The organism is Streptomyces sp. NPDC006384 (assembly GCF_042870695.1).
Classification (GTDB): Bacteria; Actinomycetota; Actinomycetes; order Streptomycetales; family Streptomycetaceae; genus Streptomyces.
In genome coordinates, this window is the sequence record NZ_JBIAHR010000007.1 from 114685 (window position 1) to 132711 (window position 18027).

Sequence of the window (18027 nt, forward strand, 5' to 3'; positions counted from 1 at the left end):
GACGGGAAACCGTGACCCGGCCGTTGTTGACGGACCGACAGACGGCTCGTTTGGATCGGTGGATGACTTCTACCGTGAAGAGCAGCAGGACCAGGACGAGGCACACCGGCGCGACGGCCGTCGCGCTCACCGCCGCAGTGGCGCTCCTCGCGGGCTGCGGTTCCTCCGGCGACACCTCCGACAACCCGCTGGCCGGGGAGAAGGCCGAGGCCGGCACCGTCGTCGTCGGCTCCAACAACTTCGCCGAGAGCACCCTGCTCGCCGACATCTACGGCGAGGCGCTCAAGGCCAAGGGGATCGAGGTCACCTACCAGCACAACATCGGCAGCCGCGAGACGACGTACGGCCTGATGAAGAACGGCTCGGTCACGGTGCTGCCCGAGTACAACGGCTCGCTGCTCGCCTATCTCGACCCGAAGGCCGGACAGACCTCGCCCGACGCCGTGAACGCCGCGGTGAAGGCCGAGCTCGACAAGAACCTCACGCTGCTGAAGTCGTCACCGGCCGAGAACAAGGACTCGGTCAGCGTCAACGCCGAGACCGCGAAGAAGTACGGCCTCACCGCCGAGTCCACCCTCGCCGACCTCAAGGACATCGCGCCGGACCTGGTGATCGGCGGCTCGCCCGAGTTCCAGACCCGGCAGCAGGGACTGAAGGGACTGGAGTCCGTCTACGGCCTGAAGTTCAAGTCCTTCAAGGCGCTCGACGCGGGCGGCCCGCTGACCCAGTCGGCGCTGACCAGGAACACCGTGCAGGCGGCGGACATCTTCACCACCGACCCGACCATCGTGAAGGAGAAGTTCGTCGTCCTGAAGGACCCGGAGAACCTCTTCGGATTCGCCAACGTGACACCACTGGTCAACAAGGAGGGCCTGACCCCGGAGGGAGTCGCCGCGCTCGACGCGGTCTCCGCCGCGCTGGACACACAGACCCTCCTCGACCTGGACGCCCAGGTCCAGCTGGACAAGAAGGACCCGCTGGACGTGGCGAAGGCCTGGCTGAAGTCCGCGGGACTCGCCTGACGTCCGCGGCGCCCGTCCCGCGCGGCACACGCCGTCGGTCCACAACTCTGCAGACCCGTCGGCCCGCTCACCTGCCCGCCTGCCCTTCGCGGGCCGGAGGGCGGGCGCCGGCCGTGAGTTATCGTGTACAGAGGGTCGAGGAAGACGGCATGGCCTGTTGAGTTCCGTCCCAGGAGTGTTCAGCCGATGGCGAGGCAGTTACGCGCCGAGCGGACCCGCGCGACCATCCTCGGGGCCGCAGCCGACCTGTTCGACCGTCACGGCTACGAGTCGACCACCCTGAGCGAGATCGTGGCGCACGCCGGCGTGACCAAGGGCGCTCTCTACTTCCACTTCGCGGCCAAGGACGACCTGGCCCACGCCATCATGGAGATCCAGTCCCGCACCTGGCGCCGGCTGGCGACGGAGCTGGACGGCCGGGGCCACACCGCCCTGGAGGCTCTGATGCGTCTGACGTTCGTCATGGCCCGGCTCTCCGCCGAGGGGCCGCTGCTGCGGGCCGGGCTGCGGCTCGCCACCGCGGGAGTGCCCGTGCGCCCCCCGCTGCCGCACCCGTTCACGGAATGGATGGACATCGCCACCACCCGGCTCCTCGAAGCCGTCCGGCAGGCCGACCTCCGTCCGGAGGCCGACGCCGAGTCCGTCGCCCACACCATCGTCTGCTCGTTCGTCGGCGCCCGCGTCGTGGGCCGCACCCTCGATCCCCCCTCCCGGCAGCCCCGCCGGATGGCCGAGATGTGGCACGTACTGATCCGGGGCACCGTGCCGGTGACCCGGCGCGCCCGCTACCTCGGTCTCGCCGCGCGTCTGGAGAAGGAAGCCGGCGCGGCCTGACCGGCCCCGTCCCGCCGCTGTCCCGCCGCCGTCCTGCGGAAGCGCGTCCAGGGGACACCGGACCGGCGAAAGTTCCCGGATTCCGCTCCGTTTCACGCGATGGTGTGGTCGTGCACCGCCCCGTGGATGCCCCGAAAGGCCCATGGGTAGTGCCCGGCCATGACGCAACAGCCCTTCGAACTGCCGCACTTCTACATGCCGCACCCCGCGCGGCTCAACCCGCATCTCGACGAGGCCCGCGCCCACTCGTCGGTGTGGGCGCGGGAGATGGGCATGCTGGAGGGCTCCGGGGTCTGGGAGCAGGCCGACCTCGACGCGCACGACTACGGCCTGCTCTGCGCCTACACCCACCCCGACTGCGACGGACCGGCGCTCTCCCTCATCACCGACTGGTACGTGTGGGTCTTCTTCTTCGACGACCACTTCCTGGAGAAGTTCAAACGCAGCCAGGACCGGGACGGCGGCAAGGCCCACCTGGACCGGCTGCCCCTGTTCATGCCGCTCGACCTCGCCGCCGGCATGCCGGAACCGGAGAACCCGGTCGAGGCCGGCCTCGCCGACCTGTGGGCGCGCACGGTGCCGGCCATGTCGGCCGGCTGGCGCCGCCGCTTCGCCGTCGCCACCGAGCACCTGCTCAACGAGTCCCTGTGGGAGCTGTCCAACATCAACGAGGGGCGGATCGCCAACCCCGTCGAGTACATCGAGATGCGCCGCAAGGTCGGCGGCGCCCCCTGGTCGGCCGGGCTCGTGGAGTACGCGACCGCCGAGGTGCCCGCCGCCGTCGCCGGCACCAGGCCGCTCAGGGTCCTGATGGAGACGTTCTCCGACGCCGTGCACCTGCGCAACGACCTGTTCTCCTACCAGCGGGAGGTCGAGGACGAGGGCGAGCTGAGCAACGGGGTGCTGGTCCTGGAGACCTTCTTCGGCTGCACCACCCAGCAGGCCGCCGACATGGTCAACGACGTCCTCACCTCCCGGCTCCACCAGTTCGAGCACACCGCGTTCACCGAGGTGCCCGCGGTGGCCCTGGAGAAGGGACTCACCCCGTCCGAGGTCGCGGCCGTCGGGGCTTACGCGAAGGGCCTGCAGGACTGGCAGTCCGGCGGCCACGAATGGCACATGCGCTCCAGCCGCTACATGAACAAGAGAGCCCGGCACACAGCCCCCTGGCAGGCGCCGACCGGGCCCGGCACCTCCGCCGCGGACGTCGGCGCGCTGCTCGCCGCGGCCGCCGCCGAGCGGGCCCGCCCCTACACGTACGTGCCCTTCCGGAAGGTCGGCCCCTCGATCATCCCGGACATCCGCATGCCGTTCCCGCTGGAGCTGAGCCCCGCCCTGGACGGCGCCCGGCGGCACCTGTCCGAGTGGGCGCGGGAGATCGGCTTCCTCGGCGAGGGCGTCTGGGACGAGGACAAGCTCGAGAGCTGCGACCTGCCCCTGTGCGCCGCCGGCCTCGACCCGGACGCCACCCAGGAGCAGCTGGACCTCGCCTCCGACTGGCTGGCCTTCGGCACCTACGGCGACGACTACTACCCGCTCGTCTACGGACACCGGCGCGATCTGGCCGCCGCCCGGCTGACCACGGCCCGCCTCTCGGCCTGCATGCCGCTCGACGACGAACCCGTCCCGCCACCGGCCAACGCCATGGAACGCGCCCTGGCCGACCTGTGGGCCCGCACCACGGCCGGCATGACACCCGAGCAGCGGCGCCCGATGAAGTCGGCCGTCGACACGATGACCGAGGCATGGGTGTGGGAGCTCTCCAACCAGATCCAGAACCGCGTCCCCGACCCGGTGGACTACCTGGAGATGCGGCGCGCCACGTTCGGCTCCGACCTGACCCTGAGCCTGTGCCGCGCCGGTCACGGCCCCGCGGTGCCCCCGGAGATCTACCGCAGCGGTCCCGTCCGTTCCCTGGAGAACGCGGCGATCGACTACGCGTGCCTGCTCAACGACGTCTTCTCGTACCAGAAGGAGATCGAGTACGAGGGGGAGATCCACAACGCGATCCTCGTCGTGCAGAACTTCTTCGGCGTCGACTACCCCTCCGCCCTCGGTGTCGTCCAGGACCTGATGAACCAGCGCATGCGCCAGTTCGAGCACGTCGTCGCCCACGAACTGCCCATCGTCTACGACGACTTCCGGCTGTCCGGCGAGGGCCGCGAGATCATGCAGGGTTATGTGACCGACCTGCAGAACTGGATGGCCGGCATCCTCAACTGGCACCGGAACGTCCCGCGCTACAAGGCCGAGTACCTGGCCGGCCGCACCCACGGTTTCCTCCCCGGCCGGAGCCCGGCCGTGCCCTTCCCGAGGAACGCCGCTCTGCCGGCACCCGCCTGACCCGCACGCCGCCACCGGCCGGGCCCGCCGCACGCCCCGGGAGCGGGAACCGCCGCGACCGGCGGCCGCAGCGGGCGGTGGTGATCCCGGCCGGAGGTGACGCGAGGGGTGTCCCGGCAGGGAGGTGACCCCGGCAGGGAGGCGAGGCGAGCGGTGGGCGGTCGCCGTGGGGCGGTCCTAGGATCGGTGCCGGTGGGGCGGTGCCCGCCGGAGCGGGCCCGAGCGGCCCGCGGCCCGGCCCGCGTCGCCTCCCCGCCGCGGGCAGGACGCTGCCCGTGCCCCCTTCGCCCGCCCAGGAGGACCGGATGACCGGCAGCACCCCCGCCGCTCCCTTCACCGCCGACGACTACCGGGCCCGTATGGAGCGCGCCGCGCGTACCGCCGCCGAGGCCGGACTGGCCGGGCTGCTGGTCGCGCCCGGCCCCGACCTCGTGTGGCTCACCGGCTACGCGCCCACCGCGGACACCGAACGCCTCACCCTGCTCGTCCTCGCCGCGGGCCGGGCCCCCGTCCTCGTCGTGCCGACGCTCGAGGCCCCCGACGCCGAGAAGGCCGCCGGCGCGCCCGCCCTGACCCTGCGCGACTGGACCGACGCCAAGGACCCCTACGCCGTCACCGCCGCACTCCTCGACGGCTCCGGCCGCTTCGGCGTCAGCGACAACACCTGGGCGATGCACCTGCTCGCCCTCCAGCGGGCGCTGCCCGGCACCTCGTACGCCTCCCTCACCGAGGCGCTGCCGATGCTGCGCGCCGTGAAGGACGCGGCGGAGCTGGAGCTGCTCGCGGCGGCCGGCGCGGCGGCGGACGCGGCGTTCGAGGAGATCCGCAACGTCACCTTCGGCGGGCGCCGCGAGTCCGAGGTCGCCGCGGACCTCGCCGGCCTGCTGCGGCGTTTCGGCCACTCCCAGGTCGACTTCACGATCGTGGCCTCCGGGCCGAACGGTGCCAACCCGCACCACGAGGCCGGCGACCGCGTCATCGAGGACGGCGACATGATCGTCCTCGACTTCGGCGGGCTGAAGGACGGCTACGGCTCCGACACCTCCCGCACGGTCCACGTCGGCGAGCCCACCGACGAGGAGCGCCGGGTGCACGACCTGGTCCGCGAGGCGCAGGAGGCCGGTTTCCGGGCGGTGCGGCCCGGCGCCGCCTGCCAGGACGTCGACCGGGCCGCCCGCGCGGTCATCACCGACGCCGGGTACGGGGAGTACTTCATCCACCGCACCGGACACGGCATCGGCGTCACCACGCACGAACCGCCCTACATGATCGAGGGCGAGGAACAGCCGCTCGTGCCCGGCATGTGCTTCTCCGTCGAGCCCGGCGTCTATCTGCCCGGCCGGTTCGGCGTGCGCATCGAGGACATCGTCACCGTCACCGAGGACGGCGGCCGGCGACTCAACGACACGACCCGGGAGATGGTCGTCGTGCGGTGAGCCCCGGCTTCCCCGCCCCGCGGCCGCCGTTCATTCCTGCAGGAGCACCACGCTCGACTCGCCCGGCACCCGCAGCACCCCGTCCTCGCCAGGCCCCTGGACGGGCTCCCAGGCCGCGAGCACCCGCGCGGGCCGGGAACCCAGCGGGATCGCCACCGGCCCGGGACCCAGGTTGACGGCCACCCGGATGTCCCCGCGCCGGAAGGCGAGCCACCGCGCCTCCCCGTCGTACGCCACCCTGATGTCGGCCAGGTCGGGGTCGGTCAGGTCCGGCTGCTCGTGCCGCAGGGCGATCAGCCGGCGGTACCAGGCCAGCACGCGCGCGTGCGGCTCACGCTCCGGCTCCGACCAGTCGAGGCAGGAACGGTCCCGCGTCGCCGGGTCCTGCGGGTCGGGGACGTCCTCCTCCTTCCAGCCGTGCGCCGCGAACTCCCGCCGCCTGCCACGCCGTACGGCCTCGGCGAGGTCCGGGTCGGTGTGGTCGGTGAAGAACTGCCACGGCGTGCCCGCCGCCCACTCCTCGCCCATGAACAGCATCGGCGTGAACGGAGCCGTCAGCGTCAGCGTGGCCGCGCACGCCGCCAGGCCGGGGGAGACCAGGGAGCACAGCCGGTCTCCCAGGGCGCGGTTGCCGACCTGGTCGTGGGTCTGGCTGTAGCCGGTCAGCCGGTGCGCGGCCGTGCGCTGCCGGTCCAGGGGCCGGCCGTGCCCGCGGCCCCGGAAACTGGACCAGGTGCCGTCGTGGAAGTACCCCCGCGTGAGGGTCTTGGCCAGTGCCGCCAGCGGGTCGCGCGCGAAGTCGGCGTAGTAGCCCTGCGACTCCCCGGTCAGCGCGGTGTGCAGGGCGTGGTGGAAGTCGTCGTTCCACTGTGCGTGCACGCCCAGGCCGCCCTCCTCGCGCGGGGTGATGATCCGCGGGTCGTTCAGATCGGACTCGGCGATCAGGAACAGCGGCCGGTCCAGCTCGGCGGCCAGGTGGTCCACGGCCGCCGACAGCTGTTCCAGGAAGTGGCAGGCGCGCGTGTCCACCAGGGCGTGCACCGCGTCCAGGCGCAGACCGTCGATCCGGTAGTCGCGCAGCCACGCCAGCGCGCTGTCCACCAGGTACGCCCGCACCTCGTCGGAGCCGGGCGCGTCCAGGTTGACCGCGGCGCCCCAGGGCGTGTGGTGGGTGTCGGTGAAGTACGGGCCGAAGACGGGCAGGTAGTTGCCGGACGGGCCCAGGTGGTTGTGCACCACGTCCAGCACGACGCCCAGGCCGAGTTCATGGGCCCGGTCGACGAACCGCTTCAGCGCCTCCGGCCCGCCGTACGGCTCGTGCACCGCCCACAGCGACACGCCCTCGTACCCCCAGCCGTGCCGGCCCGGGAAGGGGCACAGCGGCATCAACTCGACGTGGGTGACGCCCAGTTCCGCCAGGTGCTCCAGGCGCGCGGCGGCGGCGTCGAGCGTGCCCTCGGGCGTGTACGTGCCCACGTGCAGCTCGTACAGCACCGCGCCGGGCAGCGGCCGCCCGGCCCACTCGACGCGCCACGCGTACCTCCCGTGGTCGACGACCGCGCTCAGCCCGTCCGGGCCGTCCGGCTGCCGCCGCGAGCGGGGGTCCGGCCGCACCGGCCCGTCGTCCACCGCGAAACCGTAGCGCGAGCCCTCCCGGGCCTCGGCCGCACCGCACCACCACCCCGGCCGCTCCGGATCGCGCTCCATCGCGTGCGTGACGCCGTCGCACTCCAGTGTCACGCGGCCGGCCTGCGGTGCCCACACCTCGAACTGCACGGACGGTTCCCCTTCGTCTGCTCACCGTGACGTAGTCCGTCCATCGTCCTGCAAAAGTGATCGATCCGCCGGGGAACGCCGCTGTTCGCGGCGGGTGTCGTGACAACACGCGGGTGCGGGGCGGCCGTTTCGCGGATTTCTGGACACTCCGGCGCCGCTGACCGACAATCACGAGCGTGACGTCGTCCTTCGAGTTCCCCGTACACCCCGCGCGGCTGTCCGACGCGGAGCGCGACAAGGCGCTGAAGGCGCTCCGGGACGGCGTCGCCCTGGGCCGGCTGTCGCACGACACCTTCCTCCGCCGCATGGAACTGGCGCTGGCCGCCCACCACTCCCACGAACTCGCCGCGCTCACCGCCGACCTGCCGACGGAGGGCCGGGTCTCGCGCCTGGTGTTCGGCACCGTCGAGGCGGTGTCCGGCTTCGGTGTCCGGCTGCGCAGGGCCTGGCAGGCCGAGCGGCTGCCCAAACTGCTGCTGCCGCATCCCGGCACCGGCCACCCGCTGCGCATAGGGCGCGACCCGGTGAACGGGCTGCGGCTGACCCACGAGACGGTGTCCCGGGTGCACGCCGAACTCAGCCGCCAGGGCGGCATGTGGGTGCTGCGCGACCTCGGCTCGACCAACGGCACCACGGTCAACGGACGGCGGGTCATCGGCGCGGCCGTCGTCCGCGAGGGCGACCAGATCGGCTTCGGGCAGATGACGTTCCGCCTCTCCGCCGGCTGACCCGCCCACGACCCCGCCGCACAGCCCTGGCCTGGGCATCACGTCGTGTCGCCCGCCTCGAAGCGGGGCAAACGCCTTTGCCCTTCCCGGTGTTGACGTACCCCTGAAGTCGTGACTGACTGTGCGTACACCGCTCACGACAGGTGAACCGACGGGCCCCACCGAGGAGGTGTGTCCTGCCGCCCCTCCTGCGCTATCCGACCGTGGACGAACTGGCCGTCCGGGCCGCCGCGCTCGTCGCCCGCCACCCCCGCGACGCCCGGCTGCGCCGCGTCGGCGCCTCCCGCGCGGGCACCCCCCTGCTGCTGCTCTCCGTCGGCCACGGCTCCCGGCAGGCCCTGGTCGTCGCCGGACCGCACGCCAACGAGCCCGTGGGCGGCGCCACCGTCCTGCGGCTGGCCGAGCGGGCCCTGGCCGACCCCCGGCTCACCGAGGGCACCGACGCCACCTGGAACCTGCTGCTGTGCGCCGACCCCGACGGCCTGCGCCGCAACGAGGGCTGGCTGTCCGGCCCGTACACCCTCGGCCGCTACGCCCGGAACTTCTTCCGCCCCGGCTTCCTGGAACAGCCCGAGTGGCTGCCCGACGGCCCCGACCGCGCCACGCTGCCGGAGACCCGCGCCCTGCTCGGCCTCCAGGACGAGCTGCGCCCCTTCCTGCACTGCTCCCTGCACGGCGTCGACGTCGGCGGCGGCTTCGCCGAACTCACCCACGACCTGCCCGGCCTCGCCCAGCACATGGCCCGCGCCGCGGCCCGCCTCGGCATCCCCCGCGAACTCGGTGCCTACGACGCCCTGTACTGGCCCGCCCTCGGCCCCGCCCTCTACCGGATACCGCCGCCCCGCCCCGGTGACCTGACCCGCGCCATCACCGAGGCCGCCGTCGACTCGACCTGGTGCCACCCGCGGCGGTACGGCACCGTCACCGCGGTCGTCGAGGCACCCATGTGGGGCGTGGCCGCCGTGGCGGACGACTCGCCCCCGGCCGACCGGGACGCCGCCCTGCGCTCCGCCAGCCGCACCCTGCGCGACGACACCCGCCGCCTGCACCGCGTCCTCGCCCGGCTCCGCCCCCACGCCACGGGCCCGGACGCGGCCCGCCTGCTCGCGCCGGTCGACGACTACCTGCTGGTCTGCCCCGCCCTCGCCGACGCCTGGGACCCCGACACCGACGACGGGACCGGCCGCCCCCTGCCGCCGATGAGCACCGCCCACCTCGTCGCCGTGCGCATCGCCGGCCGGCGTCTCGCCCTGCGCACCGCGGGGCTGCTGCACCAGCTGGTGACCCGCGGCGGAAACGATCCGGCAGGGGTGCTGCCCGAGCTGGACCACCTCGTCGACGAGTGGTGCGCCGACTACCGCGACGGCTGCGGCGCCCGCTGGATACCGGTCGAACGCCAGGTCGAGTACCAGACCCGGGTCGTACTGGCCGCCCTGGAACTGGCGGGACGGAACCCGGCCGCGTCCTCCCGCCCCACCGAGCCGGACCGGGACACCGAACCCGCCGCCGTACCGATGCACCAGGACTGACCCGTCCCCCCTCGCCCCTCGGGGGACGAGGGGACTTCTCGGCGCGCCGGCGCCCGGGAGGGTGCGCGGCGCGGCCCTCCGTCAGCCGCCGTCCCCCTCCGTCGCCACCCGCTCCAGCAGCGCCACCGGCAGGTTCGTGAAGAGTTCCGCCACGCGGACGTGGCCCTGGAACTCGCGGCCGGGGGCGAGCGCGTCGGTCCAGCGGCCCGGGGGCAGGGGGAGGACCGTGTCGCGCCAGCCGCCCGACTCGGACAGCCGCAGCGACAGCCGGGTCACGGCCGTGACGACCTCGCCGGAACGGACGAACGCCACGCAGTGCGCCGCGGCGGGCCCCTCGGCGGGCAGCGCCTCGTACGTCGCCGTGCGGCCGAAGGCGGCGGGGCGGCGCCCACGTACGGCCAGCGCCGCCCGGGTCACCGCGTCCTTGTCGCCGGCGGCCGCGGGCGGGAAGGCGGCGGGGCGCCGGTTGTCCGGGTCCACCAGCGCCCGGTACTCGCCCTCCGTGCCCTGGTAGAGGTCCGGCACGCCCGGCATCGTCAGATGGACCAGGGCCGTGCCCAGGACGTTCGCCCGGATGTGCGGCTCCAGACCGGCCCGGAAGGCGGCCACCCGCTCGCCCGGCGCCCCGCAGGGCCCCGCCGTCACGAACCGGTCCACCGCCTCCTCGTACGACGGGTCCTGCTCGGTCCAGCCGGTGTGCGTCCCCGCCTCGCGCACGTGCTTCAGCATCGCCTCCCGCACGCGTCCGCCGTCCGCCGGTCCGAGGCCGAACACCGTCTGCCAGGCCGCCCACGCCAGCTGCCCGTCGGGCGCCTTCCCGCAGTCGCCGGACACCTCCGTGACCAGGTCCGCCCAGCGGTCCGGGCACTCGGTGAGCACCGCCAGGGCGGCCCGCACGTCGGCGCTGCGCTTGGTGTCGTGGGTCGACACGACGGTGCCGGTCACGGGCCGGTCGCGCTGCACGCGCGCGCAGTGGGCGTGGAACTCCCCGGGCGACAGCGCGGGCCTTCCCGGGTCACCGCCCACCTCGGTCGCCGACAGCAGCGGCACGTAGCGGTAGAACGCCTTGTCCTCGACCGACTTGGCGCGCAGCGCCGACGCCGTCTGGGCGAACCGCGTCCGCAGCTCCACGTGGTCCGGCCCCTCCCCGTACCGCCCCAGCAGCAGATCCCGTACGACGTCCACCGCACCGGCCTCCTCCGGCACCGTGAAGGCGCGCCGCGCCTCGGCGGCCGCCTCCTCGGTGACGACCGACGCCACGTCCGCCGAGGTGTACGGCCGGTACACCTCCAGCCGCACCAGCAGCTCCCGCAGGGCCGTGCGCAGCGCCCACGGGGCCCGGTCGCGCAGCGCGGCGTCGGGGGAGGCGACGCACAGGCGGTGCGCCACCCGGGTCAGCCGGTCCGTCTCGGCGGCCAGCTCGTGCGTGAGCACCTCGTACGCCGCCCGCCGCACCGTCGCCTCCCAGTCGCCGCCCCGGTCCGGCGGCGGGGCGGCGAACACGCGGTACCGGCCGACGAGTTGTTCGTGGCCCGCGGGGTCGGTGAACAGTCCGTCGATGTGCCGCAGGGCGTCGTAGCCGGTCGTGCCGGCGACGGGCCAGACGTCCGGCAGCCGCTCCCCGTCGGCGAGGATCTTCTCCACGACCGTCCACCGCCCGCCGCTCGCCCCGTCCAGCCGCCGCAGATAGGTGCCGGGGTCGGCGAGTCCGTCGGGGTGGTCGACGCGCAGCCCGTCGAGCACGCCCTCGCGCAGCAGCCGCAGGACCGTGGCGTGCGTGGCCTCGAACACCTCCGGGTCCTCCACCCGCACCCCGATCAGCTCGGAGATGCTGAAGAAGCGCCGGTAGTTCAGCTCGGTGCGGGCCAGCCGCCACCACACCGGCCGGTACCACTGGGCGTCCAGCAGCTGCGGCAGCGGCAGGTCCCCGGTGCCCTCCCGCAGGGGGAAGGCGTGGTCGTGGTAGCGCAGCACCTCGCCGTCGACGCGGAGGTCGTCCAGCACCTCGCCGACGGGGGCGCCGAGCACCGGCAGCAGCACCTGCCCGCCCTGCGCCTCCCAGTCGATGTCGAACCACCGCGCGTACGGCGACTTCGGTCCCTCCCGCAGCACCTCCCACAGGGCGTGGTTGTGGCGGGGGGACATCGCCATGTGATTGGGCACGATGTCGGCCACCAGACCGAGCCCGTGCTCCCGGGCGGTACGGGACAGGTCGCGCAGTCCCTCCTCGCCGCCCAGTTCCGCGCGCACCCGGGTGGGGTCGGTGACGTCGTAGCCGTGGAGCGAGCCCGGGACCGCCTCCAGGACGGGGGACAGGTGCAGATGGCTCACACCGAGCGAGGCCAGGTAGGGCACGGCCGCCGCCGCGGCGCGGAAGGGGAACGCCGGCTGCAGCTGCAGCCGGTACGTGGCGAGAGGAGCGGAGGGGGACGCGGGCACCGGGTCGGGTCGCTCAGGTGTCATGGAAACCTACGTACCCGCCCCGCCGCCTTTCCTGACATCGGGACCCGGGCCGGACGGGGGGGTCCCCCGGACGGGTGAACGGCGGGCGCGTGCCGGATGCGCGCGCCCGCGCCTTCCCGTACCGCCGCTACACGGGCCGCTGCAGCACCGTCAGGCTGCGGTCGACCAGCGTCAGCCGGTCGCCCGCCTGCACCTTCGTCCCGGACGGGGGAGGTGCGCCCCCGGGGAGGGCGGTGTCGACCACCACCTCCCACTGCCGTCCGTGGTCGACCGGCACCACGAAGTCCAGCGTCCTCGGCGAGGCGTTGAACATCAGCAGGAAGGAGTCGTCGGTGATGCGCTCGCCGCGCGGGCCCGGCTCGGAGATCGCGTTGCCGTTGAGGAACACCGTCAGCGCCGAGGCGCGCGCCGAGTTCCAGTCCCGCTGGGTCATCTCCGCGCCCTCCGGGGTGAACCAGGCGATGTCCGACAGCTCGTCGTGGGTGCCCTCCACGGGACGGCCGTGGAAGAAGCGGCGTCTGCGGAAGACCGGGTGGTTCCTGCGCAGCCACACCATCGCGCGGGTGAACTCCAGCAGCGTGGTGTCGGCGTCCTCGTCCTCGGGCCAGGACAGCCAGGCCAGCTCGTTGTCCTGGCAGTAGGCGTTGTTGTTGCCCCGCTGGGTGCGGGCGAACTCGTCGCCGTGGCTGATCATCGGCACGCCCTGGGAGAGCAGCAGCGTGGCGATGAAGTTCCGCATCTGCCGCGCCCGCAGCTCCAGCACCGCCGGGTCGTCGGTGTCGCCCTCGGCGCCGCAGTTCCAGGACCGGTTGTGGCTCTCGCCGTCCCGGTTGTCCTCGCCGTTGGCCTCGTTGTGCTTGCCGTTGTAGGAGACCAGGTCGTGCAGGGTGAAGCCGTCGTGGCAGGTGACGAAGTTGATGGAGGCCAGCGGGCGGCGGCCGTCGTCCTGGTAGAGGTCGGACGAGCCGGTCAGCCGGGACGCGAACTCCGCCAGGGTGCGCGGCTCGCCGCGCCACAGGTCGCGCACCGTGTCCCGGTACTTGCCGTTCCACTCGGTCCACAGCGGCGGGAAGTTGCCCACCTGGTAGCCGCCCTCGCCCACGTCCCACGGCTCGGCGATCAGCTTCACCTGCGAGACCACCGGGTCCTGCTGCACCAGGTCGAAGAAGGACGACAGCCGGTCCACCTCGTGGAACTGGCGCGCCAGGGTGGCCGCGAGGTCGAAGCGGAACCCGTCGACGTGCATCTCGGTGACCCAGTACCGCAGCGAGTCCATGATCATCTGAAGGACGTGCGGGGACCGCATGAGCAGCGAGTTCCCCGTGCCCGTGGTGTCCATGTAGTACCGGGGGTCGTCGGTCAGCCGGTAGTACGACGGGTTGTCGAGGCCCTTGAAGGACAGCGTCGGACCCAGGTGGTTGCCCTCGGCGGTGTGGTTGTAGACCACGTCGAGGATGACCTCGATGCCCGCCTCGTGCAGCGCCTTCACCGCCGACTTGAACTCCAGCACCTGCTGGCCGCGGTCGCCCCAGGAGGCGTACGCGTTGTGCGGGGCGAAGAAGCCGATCGTGTTGTAGCCCCAGTAGTTGTTCAGCCCCATGTCGACCAGGCGGTGGTCGTTGACGAACTGGTGCACGGGCATCAGCTCCAGCGCCGTCACCCCCAGTTCCGTCAGGTGTTCGACGATCGCCGGGTGCGCGAGGCCCGCGTAGGTGCCGCGCAGCTCCTCGGGGAGCCCCGGGTGACGCATGGTGAGGCCCTTGACGTGGGCCTCGTAGATCACCGTGTGGTGGTACTCCGTCCGGGGGCGCCGGTCGTCGCCCCAGTCGAAGTACGGGTTGACCACGACCGACGACATCATGTGCGGCGCCGAGTCCAGGTCGTTGCGCCGTTCCGGGTCGTCGAAGTGGTAGCCGTACACCTCCTCGCCCCACTGGACCGAGCCGCTGATCGCGCGCGCGTACGGGTCGAGGAGCAGCTTCGCGGAGTTGCAGCGCAGCCCGCGCTCCGGCGCGTAGGGGCCGTGCACGCGGTAGCCGTACCGCTGCCCCGGCATCACGCCCGGCACATAGGCGTGCCGTACGAACGCGTCGCTCTCCCGCAGTTCCACCGCCGTCTCCGAGCCGTCGTCGTGCAGCAGACACAGCTCTACTCGGTCCGCGGCCTCCGTGAAGACCGCGAAGTTGGTACCGGCGCCGTCGTACGTGGCGCCGAGCGGATACGCCTCTCCAGGCCAGACCTGCATGGGCACGACTCTTTCAGGTGTGCGGCGCCGGTGCGGGCGCCTTGGCTCCGAGTCTCCCCGAAAGTGAGGCGACCACATAGCACTCACGTGCCTCTTACCCGCCTCACGCCGATCCGTTCCCGGCGGAGTCCGGGCCGCCGGTGCCGCGCCGTACCACGTCATCGCTATGAAACCGCTCACTCCCCGGGGGAGGGAGGCCCGGAACGTCCCCGCGGCCAAGGGCCGTTGACGAAACCAGCCTGCCCATCGGGCTGCACCGCACACCCCTCGCGGAGTACCCTTCCTTGATCGTTGGGACGGGGTCTCCCCGGTGGTGCTCCGGGGGAGCTGGAAGGCGGTGCGCGGGTGGGCTCGGGAGGGCTGGAGCTGCCCCCTGGTGACGAGGGTCACGAGGGAACCTCCACGGACGTCCCGCCCGGTGCGGTGTCGCTGGCGCGGCCCATGAACGCGGGCGCGATCGGTCCGGAACTGGACTGGGACGCCGACGCCTGGCACGAGGTGCGCACGCGTGCGCAGCGGGCCGGCCGGGCCTACATCTGGCTGAACCTCGTCGAACAGCGGCTGCGCGCCGTCGTCGCCGCCGTGCTGCGGCCGGTCTACGAGCCCGTCCACGGCGACGACTGGGTGGTCGCCGCGGCCGGGCCCGCCGGGCAGGAGTGGGTGCAGCGCGCCGTCGCCGTCCGCGAGGTCAGCCGCCGCAAGGGCTACCTCCTCGACCCCGCGGACGACAACGTCCTCAGCTTCCTCACACTGCCGCAGCTGCGCGAGCTGATGGTCCAGCACTGGCCCTGCTTCGAGCCCTACGTCGACGAACGCCGCGACGTGGAACTCGCCCTGGACGAGCTGGAGGTCACCCGCAACGTCGTCTCCCGCAACCGGGCGCTGTCCGAGGCCGTTCTGAACCAGGCCGAGCGGGCCTCGGCGCGGCTGCTGGAGGTCCTCGGCACGGGCAGCGACCTGCCGTCCACGCGCCGGCTGCCGGTCGACGCGGTGGAGGACCTGGTCGGCGACCGGTACGCCGACGTGGTCGCCGTGCACCCGGACCGGGTCCGGCTGCTGCGCCAGTTCCCCGCGGAGGACATCTTCGGCAGCGCGCGCCGCGTGGACGCCGTCGGCATCGGCCTCAACCTGCTCGTGCAGAACTTCTCCGGCCGCCGCCTGCTGCGGCTGGCCGAGTCCGGCGGACGGGTGCGGCTGCTGTTCCTGAACCCGGCCTCCGGCGCCATCAAGCGCCGCGAGAAGGAACTGGGCATCAAGCGGGGCGAGCTGAGCCGCGCCGTCGAGACGAACATCCTGCACATGCGCCGGGTGCGCTCCCGGCTGCGGGACCCGGGCGCCTTCGAGATCCAGGTCTTCGACGACACCCCCCGCTTCACGGCCTACTTGGTGGACGGGGACGGCGCCGACGGCATCGCGGTCGTGCAGTCCTACCTGCGCCGGACACGGGGGATGGAGGCGCCGGTGCTCGTCCTGCGCAACGGGCGCAACGGCGGGAAAGTGGTGAAGTCGGACCAGGTGGAAGAAGGCGGTCTTTTCCCCACCTACCGTGAGGAGTTCGAGCTGATGTGGGCGGATTCACGACCGGTCTCCTGAGCGCCCGCGCGGTGCCGGGGCCCGGTACGAGCGGAAGGCGACCCTCCGGTTGTCAGTGGCCCGTGCGAAGGTGGGAACCACTGGGGGAACGCACCACCGAGGAGGGGGACCGCCCATGGGCTGGCACCGGGAGCTGCTGATCGGCTTCGACCTGGAGACGACGGGCACCGACCCGCTCGACGCGCGCATCGTCACGGGCGCTGTGATCGAGGTCAGGGACGGGGAGCCGCTGGGCCGCCGGGAGTGGCTGGCCGACCCCGGCGTGGAGATCCCGGCGGACGCGGTCGCGGTGCACGGCATCAGCAACGAGCGCGCGTCCGCCGAGGGCCGCCCCGCCGACCGGGTCGCCGACGCCATCGCCCGCGTCCTCGCGGACCACTGGAGGGCGGGTGTCCCGGTCGTCGCCTACAACGCGGCCTTCGACCTCACCCTGCTCAGCGCCGAACTGCGGCGCCACGGGCTGCCGTCCCTGCGCGAGCGCCTGGACGGCCTGGACCCGGGGCCCGTCATAGACCCGTACACCATCGACCGCTCCGTGGACCGCTACCGGCGCGGCAAGCGCAATCTGGAGGCGGTCTGCCGGGAGTACGGCGTCCCGCTCGACGACGCCCACGACGCCGCGGCCGACGCCCTCGCCGCGGCCCGGCTGGCCTCGGCGATAGCCGGCCGCCACCCCACGGTCGCGTCCCTCGCGCCGGCGGAGCTGCACCGCCGCCAGATCGCGTGGTACGCCGAGTGGGCGGCGGACTTCCAGAGCTTCCTGCGCCGCAAGGGCGACGCCACGGCGGTCGTCGACGGGACCTGGCCGGTGCGTGTGCCGGCCGGCGAGCGGGTCTGACCGTCCCGTCCTGGTCCGCCGTGCCCTGTCCCACCCGTCGCGTCGGGGGCGGGGGCCCGGATCAGAAGGGGTGCCAGCGCACGGTCGGGTCCCCGTCGCGCAGTGACGCCACCCGGCGTTCGAACTCGGCCAGGGCCTTCGGGTTGCCCGGGGCGTGCTGGGCCACCCAGGCGCAGCTCGCCGTCTCCCGCGCCCCGCGCAGCACCGCGCAGCCGTCCCAGTCGCGCACGTCCCAGCCGTAGGTGGCGGCGAAGGCGTCGTACGCCTCGGCGGGCAGCCCGTACCGGTCGCGGCTGAGTGCCATCACCACCAGGTCGTGCTCGCGCAGGTCGGCGGAGAAGGTCTCCAGGTCGACCAGGACCGGCCCGTCGGGACCGACGTGGACGTTGCGGGGCAGCGCGTCGCCGTGGATGGGGCCCGGCGGCAGATGAGGGGTGAGTGCCGCGGCCGCCGCCGCGAAGCCGTCCCGGCGCTCGCGCAGATACGCCGCGTCCGCGGGGTCGATCACGTCGCCCGCGAGCCGCAGCCAGCGTTCCACCCCGCCCAGCAGCTCGCGGGGCGGCAGCTCGAAGGAGGGGGAGGGCAGCGCGTGGACGAGCCGGAGCAGTTCCGCCACGTCCCGGGGCTCGGTGGGCCGCACCGCCTCGGGCAGCCGGTGCCACACGGTCACGGGATGACCGTCGACCGTCAGGGCCTCCGCCCGGGCCGCCCGCACCGCCGGTACACCGGCCTCCTCCAGCCACACCGCGACGGCCAGTTCCCGGCGCGCCCGGGCGAGGAGGCCTGCGTCCCGGCCCACCTTGACCGCCAGGTCACCGGCGGCGAAGACCGCGTTCTCGCCGAGGGCGAGCAGCCGCGCCTCCTCCGCCGGGCCGGGCAGCACCCCCGCCGCGGCCAGCACCTCCCGCGCCCGTGCCTCGTCCATCGTCCGCCCTCCGTGTCCGTCCTGAAGCGTTGTCGCCGATCCCGCCGCCCGGACCACCCGGGTCACCCGGGTCACCCGGACCGGCCTGGGCCGCTCGGGTCGCTCCGGCCGCCGGGGACGGCCGGACCGCCCGGCGCCCGTCCGCGCCGCGTCGTCCGCGCGCGTCCACCGTCGGGATCCGGCCACCCGTGGGCCAGTGTCGCATTCCCACAGGTGGAGGCGTGTGCGAGGTGTCTTGACGGGGCACAGCGCCTTGACGACCATGACCGGGCCCGTCCGAGCCGTCCGAGCCGCG

General features: G+C 73.4%; 12 protein-coding genes. 8 read left to right on the forward strand and 4 right to left on the reverse strand.

What is annotated here, in order from left to right:
- Nucleotides 1-62: 62 nt before the first annotated feature.
- The 4 genes from ACFYOJ_RS11360 (at nt 63) to ACFYOJ_RS11375 (ending at nt 5635) form a co-directional block, all read left to right on the forward strand.
- On the forward strand, nt 63-1022 hold the full coding sequence (locus tag ACFYOJ_RS11360; RefSeq protein WP_356551697.1) for an ABC transporter substrate-binding protein: 960 nt from the start codon (nt 63-65) through the stop codon (nt 1020-1022).
- 186 nt (nt 1023-1208) lie between these two features.
- Nucleotides 1209-1856 carry a ScbR family autoregulator-binding transcription factor gene (locus ACFYOJ_RS11365; protein ID WP_356551698.1) on the forward strand — a complete coding sequence of 216 codons (648 nt, stop codon included), beginning with the start codon at nt 1209-1211 and terminating at the stop codon, nt 1854-1856.
- Between the two features lie 159 nt (nt 1857-2015).
- Entirely contained in the window at nt 2016-4199 is a 2184-nt protein-coding gene (gene cyc2 / locus ACFYOJ_RS11370) for a germacradienol/geosmin synthase Cyc2 (RefSeq protein ID WP_356551700.1), read from the forward strand.
- Between the two features lie 305 nt (nt 4200-4504).
- Complete coding sequence (locus ACFYOJ_RS11375; protein WP_356551701.1) at nt 4505-5635, forward strand: aminopeptidase P family protein; 1131 nt, start codon at nt 4505-4507, stop codon at nt 5633-5635.
- A gap of 30 nt (nt 5636-5665) precedes the next feature.
- Here ACFYOJ_RS11375 and treZ read toward each other — a convergent pair whose 3' ends face one another.
- Nucleotides 5666-7411 (reverse strand): malto-oligosyltrehalose trehalohydrolase, encoded by a 1746-nt coding sequence (gene treZ, locus ACFYOJ_RS11380; protein WP_356551703.1) that lies wholly within the window; start codon nt 7409-7411, stop codon nt 5666-5668.
- Between the two features lie 176 nt (nt 7412-7587).
- Between treZ and ACFYOJ_RS11385 the strand changes: the two genes are divergently transcribed.
- Together ACFYOJ_RS11385 and ACFYOJ_RS11390 are read left to right on the forward strand one after the other, a co-directional pair.
- Nucleotides 7588-8139 (forward strand): DUF1707 and FHA domain-containing protein, encoded by a 552-nt coding sequence (locus tag ACFYOJ_RS11385; RefSeq protein ID WP_356551704.1) that lies wholly within the window; start codon nt 7588-7590, stop codon nt 8137-8139.
- A gap of 203 nt (nt 8140-8342) precedes the next feature.
- The gene (locus ACFYOJ_RS11390) at nt 8343-9668 is read left to right on the forward strand and encodes a M14 family zinc carboxypeptidase (protein WP_356551706.1); all 1326 of its coding nucleotides are present in this window, start codon (nt 8343-8345) and stop codon (nt 9666-9668) included.
- An 81-nt stretch (nt 9669-9749) separates the two neighbouring features.
- Here ACFYOJ_RS11390 and treY read toward each other — a convergent pair whose 3' ends face one another.
- Nucleotides 9750-12131: a malto-oligosyltrehalose synthase gene (treY, locus tag ACFYOJ_RS11395; RefSeq protein ID WP_356551708.1), complete on the reverse strand. Its 2382-nt coding sequence runs from the start codon at nt 12129-12131 to the stop codon at nt 9750-9752.
- 127 nt (nt 12132-12258) lie between these two features.
- Entirely contained in the window at nt 12259-14376 is a 2118-nt protein-coding gene (gene glgX / locus ACFYOJ_RS11400; protein WP_356551710.1) for a glycogen debranching protein GlgX, read from the reverse strand.
- Between the two features lie 345 nt (nt 14377-14721).
- Here glgX and ACFYOJ_RS11405 point away from each other — a divergent pair, with 345 nt between their 5' ends.
- Complete coding sequence (locus ACFYOJ_RS11405; RefSeq protein ID WP_356551711.1) at nt 14722-15969, forward strand: SAV2148 family HEPN domain-containing protein; 1248 nt, start codon at nt 14722-14724, stop codon at nt 15967-15969.
- Nucleotides 15970-16084: 115 nt separating this feature from the next.
- Nucleotides 16085-16807, forward strand: a complete 723-nt coding sequence (locus tag ACFYOJ_RS11410) for a 3'-5' exonuclease (protein ID WP_356551713.1) — start codon at nt 16085-16087, stop codon at nt 16805-16807.
- 61 nt (nt 16808-16868) lie between these two features.
- Here ACFYOJ_RS11410 and ACFYOJ_RS11415 read toward each other — a convergent pair whose 3' ends face one another.
- A complete protein-coding gene (locus tag ACFYOJ_RS11415; protein WP_356551715.1) occupies nt 16869-17732 on the reverse strand; it encodes an aminoglycoside phosphotransferase family protein in 864 nt (287 codons plus the stop codon).
- Nucleotides 17733-18027: the final 295 nt, after the last annotated feature.